This is a genomic window from Corynebacterium timonense (assembly GCF_900105305.1).
GTDB lineage: Bacteria > Actinomycetota > Actinomycetes > Mycobacteriales > Mycobacteriaceae > Corynebacterium > Corynebacterium timonense.
Window position 1 is genome coordinate 2,223,893 of the sequence record NZ_LT629765.1, and the last position, 12,793, is coordinate 2,236,685.

General features: G+C 68.1%; 13 protein-coding genes and 2 tRNA genes. 6 read left to right on the plus strand and 9 right to left on the minus strand.

What is annotated here, in order from left to right:
• Positions 1–43 precede the first annotated feature (43 nt).
• Positions 44–319 carry a cell division protein CrgA gene (gene crgA / locus BLT81_RS10600; protein ID WP_019193607.1) on the plus strand — a complete coding sequence of 92 codons (276 nt, stop codon included), beginning with the start codon at positions 44–46 and terminating at the stop codon, positions 317–319.
• A 113-nt stretch (positions 320–432) separates the two neighbouring features.
• Positions 433–1,791, plus strand: coding sequence for a hypothetical protein (locus BLT81_RS10605; protein ID WP_019193606.1), 1,359 nt, complete (start codon positions 433–435; stop codon positions 1,789–1,791).
• 256 nt (positions 1,792–2,047) lie between these two features.
• On the opposite strand, the gene BLT81_RS10610 is transcribed toward BLT81_RS10605, so the two are convergent.
• From BLT81_RS10610 to BLT81_RS10625, 4 genes are all read right to left on the minus strand, one after another.
• Positions 2,048–2,668: a rhomboid family intramembrane serine protease gene (locus BLT81_RS10610; protein WP_019193605.1), complete on the minus strand. Its 621-nt coding sequence runs from the start codon at positions 2,666–2,668 to the stop codon at positions 2,048–2,050.
• A 57-nt stretch (positions 2,669–2,725) separates the two neighbouring features.
• A complete protein-coding gene (locus BLT81_RS10615; protein WP_040420971.1) occupies positions 2,726–3,247 on the minus strand; it encodes a peptidylprolyl isomerase in 522 nt (173 codons plus the stop codon).
• A gap of 70 nt (positions 3,248–3,317) precedes the next feature.
• Positions 3,318–5,573 (minus strand): 5-methyltetrahydropteroyltriglutamate--homocysteine S-methyltransferase, encoded by a 2,256-nt coding sequence (gene metE / locus BLT81_RS10620; protein ID WP_019193603.1) that lies wholly within the window; start codon positions 5,571–5,573, stop codon positions 3,318–3,320.
• A gap of 45 nt (positions 5,574–5,618) precedes the next feature.
• A complete protein-coding gene (locus tag BLT81_RS10625; RefSeq protein ID WP_019193602.1) occupies positions 5,619–6,617 on the minus strand; it encodes a methylenetetrahydrofolate reductase in 999 nt (332 codons plus the stop codon).
• Between the two features lie 276 nt (positions 6,618–6,893).
• Between BLT81_RS10625 and BLT81_RS10630 the strand changes: the two genes are divergently transcribed.
• The gene (locus BLT81_RS10630; RefSeq protein ID WP_019193601.1) at positions 6,894–7,598 is read left to right on the plus strand and encodes a hypothetical protein; all 705 of its coding nucleotides are present in this window, start codon (positions 6,894–6,896) and stop codon (positions 7,596–7,598) included.
• Here BLT81_RS10630 and BLT81_RS10635 read toward each other — a convergent pair.
• Complete coding sequence (locus BLT81_RS10635) at positions 7,595–8,161, minus strand: TetR/AcrR family transcriptional regulator (RefSeq protein ID WP_019193600.1); 567 nt, start codon at positions 8,159–8,161, stop codon at positions 7,595–7,597. The genes BLT81_RS10630 and BLT81_RS10635 overlap by 4 nt on opposite strands.
• A gap of 238 nt (positions 8,162–8,399) precedes the next feature.
• Here BLT81_RS10635 and BLT81_RS10640 point away from each other — a divergent pair, with 238 nt between their 5' ends.
• Entirely contained in the window at positions 8,400–8,861 is a 462-nt protein-coding gene (locus tag BLT81_RS10640; RefSeq protein WP_019193599.1) for a DoxX family membrane protein, read from the plus strand.
• Between the two features lie 152 nt (positions 8,862–9,013).
• On the opposite strand, the gene BLT81_RS10645 is transcribed toward BLT81_RS10640, so the two are convergent.
• From BLT81_RS10645 to gyrA, 4 genes are all read right to left on the minus strand, one after another.
• Positions 9,014–9,086 (minus strand) — tRNA-Ala (locus BLT81_RS10645).
• A gap of 1 nt (position 9,087) precedes the next feature.
• A tRNA-Ile gene (locus BLT81_RS10650) sits at positions 9,088–9,164 on the minus strand.
• Between the two features lie 75 nt (positions 9,165–9,239).
• Positions 9,240–9,584: a DUF3566 domain-containing protein gene (locus BLT81_RS10655; RefSeq protein WP_019193598.1), complete on the minus strand. Its 345-nt coding sequence runs from the start codon at positions 9,582–9,584 to the stop codon at positions 9,240–9,242.
• Between the two features lie 3 nt (positions 9,585–9,587).
• On the minus strand, positions 9,588–12,158 hold the full coding sequence (gyrA, locus tag BLT81_RS10660; protein ID WP_019193597.1) for a DNA gyrase subunit A: 2,571 nt from the start codon (positions 12,156–12,158) through the stop codon (positions 9,588–9,590).
• Positions 12,159–12,237: 79 nt separating this feature from the next.
• Here gyrA and BLT81_RS10665 point away from each other — a divergent pair, with 79 nt between their 5' ends.
• Together BLT81_RS10665 and BLT81_RS10670 are read left to right on the plus strand one after the other, a co-directional pair.
• Positions 12,238–12,453 (plus strand): hypothetical protein, encoded by a 216-nt coding sequence (locus tag BLT81_RS10665; protein ID WP_040420969.1) that lies wholly within the window; start codon positions 12,238–12,240, stop codon positions 12,451–12,453.
• Between the two features lie 7 nt (positions 12,454–12,460).
• The gene (locus BLT81_RS10670) at positions 12,461–12,730 is read left to right on the plus strand and encodes a hypothetical protein (protein WP_019193595.1); all 270 of its coding nucleotides are present in this window, start codon (positions 12,461–12,463) and stop codon (positions 12,728–12,730) included.
• The last annotated feature ends 63 nt before the right edge of the window (positions 12,731–12,793 follow it).

The window sequence follows — 12,793 nt, forward strand, 5'->3', positions numbered from 1 at the left end:
AATCGCCGCCTAGAGCACGTCCGAGAGCGAAGGGTTATTCACTATGCCGAAGGCAAAAGCCACCAAGGACTCCCACCCCGCCACCTCCTCCTCGGCGGCGGCGACCTCGCGCACCCCGGTGAAGATCAACACTGGCGGCACCCCGATCTGGTACAAGGTCATCATGTTCGCCCTGATGATTGTCGGCCTGGGCTGGCTGGTGCTGTTCTACGTCGCGGGCGACCAGATCCAGTTCCTCGCCGAGCTGGGCCCGTGGAACTACCTGATCGGCTTCTCCGGCCTCATCCTTGGCCTGCTCATGACCATGGGCTGGCGCTAGCTTTTCTACTTTCGTACCGTATTTCCCAGCTCCTGTTGAACTTCCTTCCAGGCGGGCATAGGTTCTTTCTTCGGTAAAGGTCCCCGAGCCCTTCTGAAGAAAGGTCAACAACCATGAAGTTCACCGGATTCGCGCGCCGCGCGGCATCCCTCATCGCGGCCGCGGCCGTCGCTGGCACCGCCGCGACCGTCGCCCCGTTCGCCTCGGCGCAGACCCTCGAGGTCTCCGCCCCCGAAACCCCGGCCACCAACAGCGCACTGCCCATCATCCACACTTACCGCGGCAGCGACCACCTGAAGGCCAACATCCTCAACCCGCGCCCCATCTGCAACTCGACGGAGGACTACCGCACCGTCGTGTACAAGGTCACCGACAACTTCCTGCCGGTGGGCACCATCTCCACGACCAACCTGAGCGACAGCCCCGTCCCGCTCACGCAGGACCTCTCTCGCACGGCGTCCATCTCCGCCTCGATCAACGGCTCGCGCACGGAGACTCTCAACATCGGCGGCAACGCATCGCGCAACGGCATGCAGGGCTCCATCGGCTACTCGCTGGCCAAGACCCTCGGCTTCAGCGTCTCCGGCTCGCTCGCCTGGACCGCAGGCCAGAAGATCGGCCCGTACACCGTCCCGGCCGGCAACACCGGCGAGGCCACCTACGGCTTCCGCACCGTCACCATGACCGGCACGCAGCAGCGTTGCCGCCCGAACGGCACCTGGGCCACGCCGACCGCGTGGGTGGCCAACATGCCGGTCAAGAACGAAGTCCGCGTGAAGAACTACTCCACCCCCGCCGGCTCCTGGGCCCCGAACAAGGGCGCGCAGGTCACCGAGAAGGTCAACCCGTCCTACGAGGCGGACTCCAAGGAGATCACCGAGGGCGAGTCGCTTGATGACGTCACCAAGGTCGCCGACACCGAGCCCTCGGACGTGAGCAACCGCGAGTTCGACGCGACCACCCCCGCCGAGAACACCGCCGCCGACACCGCCGCTGCCGCACTCGACCTGGAGCCCTACTTCACCACCTCGTCTGCGAAGTCGGCCGGCTTCGCGGGCACCGTGGCTCTGCGCGTGAAGAACAACGGCACTGAGCGCTACTGGGGCGAGTTCCCGCTGCTCACCTTCCGCGTCGAGGTCAAGACCGCCGAGGGCCCGAAGGGCGTCGACCGCCTAATCACCCCGCGCGGCGCGAACGGCTCCCACGTGCGCGACCTGGGCTACAACTTCTCCACCGGCACCCGCACCTTCGAGGTCACGCTGTCCAACCCCGTCAACGCCGGTGAGGACGTCTTCCTCGCCGCCTTCGACTTCGGCGACGGCAACACCCGCGAGGGCCGCCTGCGCAACTACATGACGGTCACCCAGACCGGCCGCCTGAGCGGCGACACCTCGACGTCCAACGACCAGAACGTCGATTCCCGCTCGGCCACCCGCAACGACTTCGGCAAGCCGAACGCGGGCCTGTTCTAACTGTGAGTCGAGTTATCCACAGCGTGTGAAGGATTGTGTGATCCGCGGGGTTATCCCCACCTGTGGATAACCCTGTGTACTACCTACCCACATGCGAACACCGCTCGGTGAGCGCTCGCTCCCCCGCTGGTCAGACGACCGCGGGGGAGTTTTCATCGCCACGGAGTTCGAGGAATAACACACGTGTGGTTATCCACATTGTGGGCAAAAGTTGTGGGTAACTCGGCCTGGGGACAACCGGTGAACAACACGCCGGCTACGCCAGAAGGAGCCCCACGGCGACGCCGCCGAGGACGACACCGCCCGCCGCGCCCAACGCGCGCACCCGACCATCCTGCGAGGTCAGCGGGTACGCCAGCACGATCCCCATGAGCATCCCGCCGATGTGGCCCCACAGGCTCACGCCGGGGGCGATGAGGGAATACACCAGGTTCACCGCGATGAGGGCGAAGGCGGGGCGCAGGTCCGTCTGACGTCGATACGCGATGCCGACGAGCAGCGCCATGAGCATGTAGAGGACCCCCGAGGCGCCCGCCGTGGGCGTGGTGAAGTTCATCGCGAGCACCGCGGCCGAGGAGCCCAACAAGCCGGCCAGGTAGGCGAGGGCGTAGGCGCGCGAACCCACGAAACGCTCCACCTCCGCGCCGATGAGCGCGAGCATGAGCACGTTGAGCGCCACGTGCGGCAGATCCAGGTGCATAAAGCCGGACGTCAGGGCGCGCAGCCACCCCCACCCCTCGGCCGCGTACGGGCCGAACAGGTACATCGATTCGCGCAGCCCCGTCCCCGGCAGGGCCGCGGCGACGAACACTATCGCGCACAACGCGCAGGCGAGCGCGGTGACGGGGGCGCCGGCAAAGATTCTCTGTGCATTCATAGATAAAAACCCCCGGCGCGGCGAGGCGCTCGGGGGCGGGTCGGGCAGCGGCTGGTGCTAGTTCACCTCGACGGACTCGATGACGACGTCCTCGACTGGGCGATCCATGCGGCCGGTGCGCACCTTCGAAATCTCCGTGACGACCTTCTGGGAGTCGGGGTCGGTGACCTCGCCGAAGATCGTGTGGCGGTTGTTCAGCCACGGGGTGGCGTCGACCGTGATGAAAAACTGGGAGCCGTTCGTGCCCGGGCCTGCGTTGGCCATGGCCAGCAGGAACGGGCGGTCGAACTGCAGCTCCGGGTGGAACTCGTCGGCGAACTGGAAGCCCGGGCCGCCGGTGCCGGTCCCGGTCGGGTCACCGCCCTGGATCATGAACCCCGGGATGATGCGGTGGAAGATCGCGCCGTCGTAGAACGGGCCCTCGGTCGTGCCCTGGGCGTTCTTGGTGGAGTACTCCTTCTCGCCGGTGGCGAGGCCGGTGATCGTCTCGACGGTTGTCGGCGCGTGGTTGCCGAACAAATCGATGACGATATCGCCGTGGTTGGTGTGCAGGGTCATAGTCTGCGTCTTCTGAGTCATGCGGTCCAGCGTACCCGCGACGCGTGTTCCCCGACGCGAACCCCTTAAGCCCCGCCACCGGCCCGCGAGGCTACTGGGCGCCCACGACCTCGTTGCGCGCGGCGACCAGGTTGCGCAGAGAGGGCTCGACCTCCTTGTAGCCGCGGGTCTTCAGGCCGCAGTCCGGGTTGACCCAGAGGCGCTCGGCCGGGACGTTGTCCAGCGCGGCCGTGATCAGCTCGACCATCTCCTCCTTCGACGGCACGCGCGGGGAGTGGATGTCGTAGACGCCCGGGCCGATCTCGGCGTGGAAGGTCTCGTCGATGTCCTCGAGCAGCTCCATCTTGGACCGCGCGGCCTCGATCGAGGTGACGTCGGCGTCCAGGCCGGCGACGGCGTCGATGATCTGGCCAAACTCGGAGTAGCACAGGTGGGTGTGGATCTGCGTGGCCGGCTGGGCCTCCAAGGCCACGAGGCGGAAGGCGCGCACGGCCCAGTCGAGGTAGGCCGGGCGGTCGTCGGCGCGCAGCGGCAGCAGCTCGCGGAGGGCCGGCTCGTCGATCTGGATCACCTTGATGCCCGCCTCCTCGAGGTCGCGGACCTCGTCCGCGAGCGCGAGGGCGATCTGGTCGGCGGAGACGGATAGCGGGACGTCGTCACGCTTGAAGGACCACGCCAGGATGGTGACCGGGCCGGTGAGCATGCCCTTGACCGGCTTGTCGGACAGGGACTGCGCGTAGCTCGACCACTCGACGGTCATCGCGGCCGGGCGCGAGACGTCGCCGACGACGATCGGCGGGCGGGTGCAGCGGGAGCCGTAGGACTGGACCCAGCCGTTCTCGGTGACCACGAAGCCCTCGAGCAGCTCCGCGAAGTACTGCACCATGTCGTTGCGCTCCGCCTCGCCGTGGACGAGGACGTCGAGGCCGATCTCCTCCTGCAGCTCAATGACGTTTTTGATCTCCGTCTTCAGCGCCTCGCGGTACTGCTCGTCGCTGAGCTCGCCGGCCTTGTGGTCGGCGCGCGCCTTGCGGATCTCGGTGGTCTGCGGGAAGGAACCGATGGTGGTCGTGGCCAGCTTCGGCAGGCCCAGCTCGGCGTGCTGCGCCTTCTGCCGCTCGGCGAACTCGGGGGAGCGCTTGACCTCGCCCTCCGGTAGCGTGGCGACGCGCTGCGCCACCGCCTCGTTGTGGATCGTCGTGGACTCGGAACGGGTGCGCACGGCGCGGTCGGACTGCGCGAAGGCCTCGACGGCCTTCTCCGGGCCGGCGACGAGGGCCTGGACCTCGCCGATCTTCTCGTCGGCGAAGGACAGCCACGGGGCGACCTCGACCGGCAGGCTGCGCTCGGCGTTGACCGTATGGGGCACGTGCTGCAGGGAGGTGGAGGTGGACACCGAGACGGAATCGCGCGAGAGGGAGGCCAGGACCTCGGCGCGCTCGCGTAGGTTGGCGGCCCAGACGTTGCGGCCGTCGATAAGCCCGGCGACGAGGTGCACCTCGGAGGGGATCGCGGCGGCGACGCGGGCGGGGTAGCCCGGGTCGGCGTCGAGGGTCCAGGGGGCGAGGTCGACGTGCAGGGCCTCCGGTGCCAGGGAGCCGAGGACGTCGAGGGCCTCGCGGGCGGAGCCGTACGGGGTGGTCAGGTAGACGTTGGGCCGGTCCTCGCGGGCGAGCAGCGCGGTCCACGCCTCGCGCAGGTAGCCGGCGAGCTCGGAGTCCGGGGTGGACAGGTCGGCGACGAGGGCAGGCTCGGCGACCTGGACCCACTCGACGCCCGCCTCCTTGAGCGCGCGGAACACGACGGCGTAGGACTCGACCACCGCGTTCAGCAGCGACCACTCGGCGGGCTTGGATAGCGCCAGGAGGGTGACCGGGCCGACGAGGAAGGGGCGCACGGTGTGGCCGGCGTCGCGCGCCTCCTCGACGATGCGCACGATGCGCTCCGGGGCGGGGGTGACGTCCTGGCCGGCGGCCAGCTCGGGCACGAGGTAGTGGTAGTTGGTGTCGAACCACTTGGTCATCTCGAGCGGGACGCGGGTGTCGGTGCCGCGGGCGAGCGCGAACTCCTCGTCGAGGTCCGTGCCGCCGGGCACGACGCCGACGGTCAGGGCGGTCTCGAGGACCTGGTCGTAGTAGGCGACGTCGGCGGGGATGGCGTAGTCCTCGGTCAGGCCCAGGTCACGGAGGCGGTTGTAGGTGTCAATGCGCAGCGCACGCGCGGTGGTGCGGAAGGTCTCGGCGTCGATACGCCCAGCCCAGTAGGACTCGAGGGCCCTCTTCAGCTCGCGGTTGGCGCCGATGCGAGGGTAGCCCTCGATCGTCGCGGCGGGAAAGGAAGTGGTCATGGGGTGTCCTTAACAAGTAGGTCGTGGGTACAACTGACGGGGCGGCTACTGGGGCCGCGGGATGCCCACCCGGTCCAACAGGTCGCGGGTGACCGCGATGTTGTTGTGGGTGTAGATGTGCAACCCGCCCGCCCCCGCATCCAGGATCGTGCGGGTCATGTCGGCGGAGAGCTCCATGCCGACCTCGTACTCCTCCTCCGGCGTGGCGGCGGCGGAGAGGCGGTCGATCACGCGGTCGGGCACGGTGACCCCGGACAGCACGCCCATGCGCTCAACCCGCTTCAGGCTGGTCATGGGCATGATCCCCGGAATCAGCGGGATGCGCACCCCCGCCATGCGGGAGGTCTCCGCGAAGCTCAGGTAATCCTGGGCGTCGAAGAAGAGCTGCGTGATGGCGAAGTCCGCGCCGAGGCGCTGTTTGGCCAGCAGCACGTCCAGGTCCTCGTCGCGGTTGCGCGACTCGGCGTGGCCGGCCGGATAGCACGCGACGGAGAGCGCGAGTTTGCCCGCGGCGAGGTGGAACGCCTCCTCGTCCTCCACGTCCTGGATGAGGTTGAGCAGGTCAGTGGCGTGCTGCAGGTAGCCCGCCGGCAGTCGGGTCTCGCCCTCCGGCAGGTCGCCGCGCAGGGCGAGGAAGCCGCGCACCCCGGCGTCGAGAAGCGTGCGAATCCACTCGGCGAGCTCCTCGCGCGTGCCCGCGGTGCAGGCGAGGTGGGCGATGGTGCGCAGGTTCGTCCTGCTCGCGAGCAGAGAGATCAGCTCGGCCGTGCCGGCGAGCCAGCCCGAGCGGCGCGAGGAGGTCACGGAGACGTAGTCCGGCCGGTAGGCCGCCAGGCCCTGGATGAGCGCGCCCAGGCGCTCGGCGTCGGCGGAACCGCGGGGCGGGATGAGCTCGAAGCTCAGCGCCGTCCGGGTGGCCGGCTTGGGGGCCGGAGGTGGATCGTCGGGGCCATCCAGCGGCGCCGAGGCTGAGACCAGCGGATGCGTGGCCCAGACCCGGGGCGTCGGCGTGGAAAGCCGCGACGAAGGGTTATTCCCACGCATGAAGAGCAACCTTTCATCAGCGGTAATTCCTGGCCGGGCTCGGCGCTTACGGTGCAATGGTGCATAGGTTATTGGGCCGGTATGGGCGTGACAACGCGTTCCGTACAGCTCTGTCTAATTTGCTGGTCAGCGGCGCGTTCACGGTGAATATAATTCACTCGGCGGGGGTTCCCGGTGGACAGCTCTGTCCACTTTTGCCTGCGTGTCTTCCGCCCCCGGCGTAGCTAGGCTGGTGCCACGGACGTACCGCACCACAATGAACACGAAGGAGCGCCCATGAACCTCACCTCCGCCCGCCTCGCCCTCCGCGGGGCCAACGCCGCCTACACCTACTTTCGCAAGCTTGACGACGAAAAACAGCGCGACGTCTACAACGCCGTCGTCGACTCCATCAAGAACAGCACCGACGACGTGGAAGGCCGCCCCACCCTCGACGACCTGCGCGAGATCTACGGCGCCGCCCGCGCCGAGGCCGGCGCCGTGACCCGCAACGCCCACGACCGCCTCGATCGCCGCCGCGCCGACTTCGACGCCTCCGCCCCCGCGCGCAAGGCCCGCCGCCAGGCCCTGCTTGACGACGCCAAAACGGCCCCCTCCCGCATCAAGAACAAAAAGAAGGAGGAGCGCAAGGCCGCCGCGCGTCGCGCCGCCACGGCTGCCGGCGTCGTCGGCGCGATCGCGGCGCTCGGGGCCGCGGCCTACGCCGTGTACGCCTTCGTGGTGAACAAACGCGACGAGACCCCCGCCGCGCCCGCTCCGGCTGCTGGGGGCGGGCGCGGGCGCGCGACCCTCGTCTACTCCACCACCACGGAGGACGACCGCAACCCCGCCGACGCGTCCTCCAACGCGCACGGCTCGGCGGGCCCGCTCGGCGAAGAACCGGCCGAGCGCGACGAGGAACTACTCAGCTCGCTCGACGAGCAGCTGTCCACGCTGGACACCCTCGAGGACGAGCAGCGCGACACCCGCGGCACCAACTAAGCGCGCTGCGGCCGCCACGCCACGAGCAGGTGGCGCACCATCCTCTCCCGAACGTCGGGGAACAGCTCGTTGATCGCGCGGTGTCGGGGGCGCGTCACCGCGATCAGCTCCGCGGCGATCACCCGCGCGTCAAGTGAGGCATCGACCAGGCCGCGCCGCGCAGCCTTGGCCAGCAGTTCGTCGAAGCGCGCGATGACCTGCTCCAGGCGGGTCAGCAGGGAGGGGTCGATGTCGCCGGTGTGCTGTTCGGCCAGCGCCGCGTCGAGCATCCCCGTGCCCTCGTCCACCATCCGGCAGATCAGCCCCTCCCAGTGCCGCACCGGCTCCGTGTCGAACGACTCCAGCGCCTCGGCGATGACGGCGTCCAGCGTGTCCAGGAGGTCGAGGGCGCAGGCGGTCCGCAGGTCACGGCGGGTGGGAAAGTGGCGGTAGAGGGTGGCAATACCTACGCCCGCCTCCTTGGCGATCCCCTCGAGCGTGATGCTGACGTCGGGAGCCGCGCGGAAGGTCCGGGTCGCAGCATTGATGATCAGCTGGCGCCTGTGTCGCGCGTCGGCTCGCATGACGCCGATGCTAACACGGGGGCATCTCCCGCGAGCCCGACAATCTTCGGGCGGCAGGTACTCATCCACGTTCACGTATTGATGCCCATACTGATCCCGTGCCGCGGGCTCTTTTCTCAGACGGGGTGCGTCCACGGCGGACGGTGGGTTCGCGGAGGGCGCCTCCGCCCTCGGTGCCCTCGCCCGCGGTCGGGTTACCATAGTGATGTATTAAAGATCGCCTACGTAAGGAGACCCCATGTTTAACCCTCTCAAGCTCATCCCGACCGGCGTCAGCACCGCCCAGGACAAGGCCACCACCAAGGTCGCCTCCGTTGCGCTCCGCGCGCCTCTCGGCCTGTACATCCTCAACGCCGGGCTGGGCAAGTTCAACTCCGACGAGGAGGCCGCGCAGGGCCTGCAGGACATGGCCGCCACCGGGCTGCCCTTTGTCAAGGAAATCGAGCCGAAGAACTTCGCCTCCCTCCTCGCCGCCGGTGAAACCGCCCTCGGCGCCGCCCTCCTGCTCCCCTTCATCCCGAACCGCCTCGCCGGCCTCGGCCTGACTGCCTTCTCCGCGGGCCTACTCAGCATGTATTTCGGCAACCCGGACATGACGGAAGACGACGGCATCCGCCCCAGCCAGTCCGGCACCAGCTTGGCCAAGGACTCCTGGCTCGGCGCCGCTGGCGTCGCGCTCATGGCGCTGCCCAAGAAGTAAGCACACGGCGCGCTTCGCCCGAAAAACGCAACCCTAAAAAACCACGTTTAGGGCGCCTCGGCGCCGGTTTTTAGGGTTCCGTTGTGAGAGTTTCTCGGGCGGCCGCCCGGCCACGGCAACGCGAAACCCCCGCTGCGCGGGGGTTTTTTCTGTGGAGGATAGGAGAATCGAACTCCTGACATCCTGCTTGCAAAGCAGGTGCTCTACCAACTGAGCTAATCCCCCGTGGTGGGCCTAGCAAGAATCGAACTTGCGACCTCATCGTTATCAGCGATGCGCTCTAACCGACTGAGCTATAGGCCCTGGGAACGAGATAGAACATTACCCACCGCGCCAGTCGACGCCAAATCGCCAGGTAGCAGGCATGTTCAACCCCGTCTAGCGCGCGTTGTTGTCCATCTGCACGCACAGCCCGCCCACGAGGTTGGCCACGGCGTTGTACATCACCGCGGCCAGCGGGGACATGACCGCGACGAAGACGACCCCGACGAGGCCGAGGAGGGCCGCCGCGGACAGGAACAGCGGGAAGTCGACGACTTGGTCGCCGCCCACGCCGCCGATGAGCGAGTTGAGCGACTCGATCACCCCGGCGCCCTGCAGTCCGCCGTAGACGAGCGCCGCCGCGAGCATCCACGCGAGGAAGCCGAAGATGGCGAGGATCGATCCGATCTTGAACGCGGACACCGCACTCACGTGCGTGATGGTCACTTTCCGGGCAGCCATGGCTTACTCCTCACCTTCTGGTTTCACGGGCGCCCCCGGGGCGGACGAGGTGATCTCCATCGCCTCCTCGAGCGTCTTCTCACCTTTCGCCACGGCGGTGGCCTCCTCCTCGCCCTCATCCTCGACGTTCTTGTCGATGGCAAGCAGCTCCACCCCGTCGGACAGGTCCACGAGGCGCACGCCCATCGTCGCGCGTGACGACGGCCTGATCTGGCTGACCTCAGTACGGATCACGCCGCCGGCGGAAGTGATGGCGAAGATCTGGTCCTCCTCCTCCACGGCCAGGGCGCCGATGAGCTTGCCGCGCTTCGGGGTGTACTTGAACGTCATCACACCCATGCCGCCGCGGCCCTGCGCGTTGTACTCCTCGATCGGCGTGCGCTTGCCGTAGCCGCCGGTGGTGGCCACGAGCAGGAACTGCCCGTCGGCGACGACGGTCATGGCGAGGAGCTGGTCGTCCCCGCGGAAGCGCATGCCCTTCACACCGGCGGTGGCGCGGCCCATCGGGCGCAGCTGGTCGTCGTCGGCCGTGAAGCGGATCGCCTGCCCCTGCTCGGAGACGAGGAGGATGTCTTCGCCCTCGTTGACCAGCACGGCGCCGATGAGCGAGTCGCCCTCGTTGAGGTTGATGGCGATGAGCCCAGCGGAACGCGCCGATTCGTAGTCGGTCAGGCGCGACTTCTTCACCCGGCCCTCGCGGGTGGCCAGAACCAGGTAGGGGGCGTCCTCGTAGGACTGGATCTGGATGACCTGGGCGATCTTCTCCTCCGGCTGGAATTCCAGCAGGTTGGCCACGTGCTGGCCGCGGGCGGTGCGCCCCGCCTCGGGCAGCTCGTAGGCCTTGAGGCGGTAGACGCGGCCGAAGTTGGTGAAGAAGAGGATCCAGTCGTGGGTCGAGCAGATGAAGAAGTTCTTCACCACGTCGTCCTGCTTCAGCTCGGCGCCGCGCACCCCCTTGCCGCCGCGCTTCTGGGACTTGTAGGCGTCGACCTTCGTGCGCTTGGCGTATCCGGTGGAGGTGATGGTGACCACGACGTTCTCGCGGGCAATGAGGTCTTCCTCGGTGACGTCGCCGGTCGCGGCGACGAGCTGGGTGCGGCGGTCGTCGCCGTACTTGTCCACGATCTCGGCGAGCTCCTCGCCCACCAGCGCGCGCTGGCGCTCCGGGGTGGCCAGGATCTCCTTGTAGTCGGCGATCTCGCGCTCGATCGCGGCGAGGTCGTCGACGATCTTCTGGCGCTCCAGGGCGGCCAGGCGGCGCAGCTGCATCGCGAGGATGGCGTCGGCCTGGACCTCGTCGACGTCGAGAAGCTCAATGAGCCCGGCGCGCGCCTCGTCGACCGTCGGCGAGCGGCGGATCAGGGCGATGACCTCGTCGAGCATGTCGAGGGCCTTGACCAGGCCGCGCAGGATGTGGGCGCGCTTTTCCGCCTCCTCGAGGCGGTAGCGGGTGCGCCTGACAATGACGTCGATCTGGTGCTGCACGTAGTAGCGCAGCATCTGGTCGAGGCGCAGGGTGCGGGGCACGCCGTCGACGATGGAGAGCATGTTCGCGGCGAAGTTCGTCTCCAGCTGCGAGTGCTTGTACAGGTTGTTGAGCACGACGCGGGGCACGGCGTCGCGACGCAGGGTGACCACGATGCGCATGCCCACGCGGTCGGAGGACTCGTCTTCGATGCGGGCGGCGCCCGGCATCTTGCCGTTGGTGATCTGGTCGGCGATGCTGGCGATGAAGTTGTCCGGGTTGACCTGGTAGGGCAGCTCGGTGATGACGATGACCTGGCGGTTGCCGATCTCCTCGATCTCCGTCACGCCGCGCATGCGGATCGAGCCGCGGCCCGTGGTGTAGGCGTCCTTGATGCCTTGGTCGCCCACGATGAGCCCGGCCGTGGGGAAATCGGGGCCCTTGACCCGTTCCATCACCGCGTCGAGCGCGGCCCTCTCCTCGGCCTCGGGGTTGTCCAGGAGCCAGTAGATCGCCTCCGCCAGCTCCCGCAAGTTGTGCGGCGGGATATTGGTGGCCATGCCCACGGCGATGCCGCCCGAGCCGTTCATGAGGAGGTTGGGCACGCGCGAGGGCAAAACGTCCGGCTCGCGGGTCTTGCCGTCGAAGTTGGGGGAGAATTCCACGGCGTCCTCGCGGATGTCGCGGACCATCTCCATCGCGATGGGCGTGAGCTTGCACTCCGTGTAGCGCATGGCCGCCGGGCCGTCGTTGCCGGGGGAGCCGAAGTTACCTTGGCCGTCGACAAGCGGGTAGCGCATCGCCCACGGCTGGGCCATGCGCACGAGGGTGTCGTAGATGGCGGAGTCGCCGTGGGGGTGGTAGTTACTCATCGTCTCGCCGACGGCCTTCACGCTCTTGACGTAGGAGCGCTCGGGGCGGAACCCGGCGTCGTACATGGCGTACAGGACGCGGCGGTGGACCGGCTTCATGCCATCGCGGACATCGGGAAGAGCGCGGCCCACGATCACGCTCATGGCGTAATCGATGTAGCTGGTCTGCATCTCCTCATTGATGTCAATGGGCATGATGCGGTCGTATTCGTCACCGCCGAGGGTGTCATCACTCATGGGAAGCCTTTCTTTCGTCTGCGCACATTCTAGCGGCCCCTGCGCGCTTTCCCGCCCCCGGCGGTGGTATCACAGTGGTATGGCAATGACACTTCGGCTGACCACGGAGGAGGACAAAGCCCTCGTGCTGCTCGCCTCCGCGTGGGGCTGCTCCAAGCAGGAGGCCGCGCGCCGCGCTATCGCCACCGCGGCCGCGCGCATGCTTGACGACGCCACCATTACCGCCCTGGCCCGCACCCACGCCCAGGAGTACGCCACCACCGAGGCGCGGATCCGGCGCGCGAGGGACGCGTGAGGCGCCCGTGAAGAGCCTGAGCTCCGAGCAGATGCTCGCCATCGCCGACGAGGTGTGCCACATATATAGGGTGCGCGTGCGCTCCTTCGCGGCGCTAGCCGCCTGCGCCGCCGTCCCCGGGGCCCGCATCCACGGCGCGCCGGTGTTTGATTCGCGTGACGCGGCGGCCGCCCAGCTGCGCCGCACCGTCCTCGCGCTGGGTCCGCTGACCGGCCACAACGACGCCCTCGCGGAGGTCGCCGCGGCGGTGTACCGGGAGTGGGTTGACGCGGGGTGAGGGCGTCGACAAGCAAACCGTGCATGCGGGACGGGCTGACGGTGGCGCCGCCCCGACCCCCGT

What these genes read in the sequence shown, in the direction of transcription:
- crgA (WP_019193607.1), top strand. Translation starts at nt 44, where the DNA reads ATGCCGAAGGCAAAAGCCACCAAGGACTCCCACCCCGCCACCTCCTCC.
- BLT81_RS10605 (WP_019193606.1), top strand. Translation starts at nt 433, where the DNA reads ATGAAGTTCACCGGATTCGCGCGCCGCGCGGCATCCCTCATCGCGGCC.
- BLT81_RS10610 (WP_019193605.1), bottom strand. Translation starts at nt 2,668, where the DNA reads ATGAATGCACAGAGAATCTTTGCCGGCGCCCCCGTCACCGCGCTCGCC.
- BLT81_RS10615 (WP_040420971.1), bottom strand. Translation starts at nt 3,247, where the DNA reads ATGACTCAGAAGACGCAGACTATGACCCTGCACACCAACCACGGCGAT.
- metE (WP_019193603.1), bottom strand. Translation starts at nt 5,573, where the DNA reads ATGACCACTTCCTTTCCCGCCGCGACGATCGAGGGCTACCCTCGCATC.
- BLT81_RS10625 (WP_019193602.1), bottom strand. Translation starts at nt 6,617, where the DNA reads ATGCGTGGGAATAACCCTTCGTCGCGGCTTTCCACGCCGACGCCCCGG.
- BLT81_RS10630 (WP_019193601.1), top strand. Translation starts at nt 6,894, where the DNA reads ATGAACCTCACCTCCGCCCGCCTCGCCCTCCGCGGGGCCAACGCCGCC.
- BLT81_RS10635 (WP_019193600.1), bottom strand. Translation starts at nt 8,161, where the DNA reads ATGCGAGCCGACGCGCGACACAGGCGCCAGCTGATCATCAATGCTGCG.
- BLT81_RS10640 (WP_019193599.1), top strand. Translation starts at nt 8,400, where the DNA reads ATGTTTAACCCTCTCAAGCTCATCCCGACCGGCGTCAGCACCGCCCAG.
- BLT81_RS10655 (WP_019193598.1), bottom strand. Translation starts at nt 9,584, where the DNA reads ATGGCTGCCCGGAAAGTGACCATCACGCACGTGAGTGCGGTGTCCGCG.
- gyrA (WP_019193597.1), bottom strand. Translation starts at nt 12,158, where the DNA reads ATGAGTGATGACACCCTCGGCGGTGACGAATACGACCGCATCATGCCC.
- BLT81_RS10665 (WP_040420969.1), top strand. Translation starts at nt 12,238, where the DNA reads ATGGCAATGACACTTCGGCTGACCACGGAGGAGGACAAAGCCCTCGTG.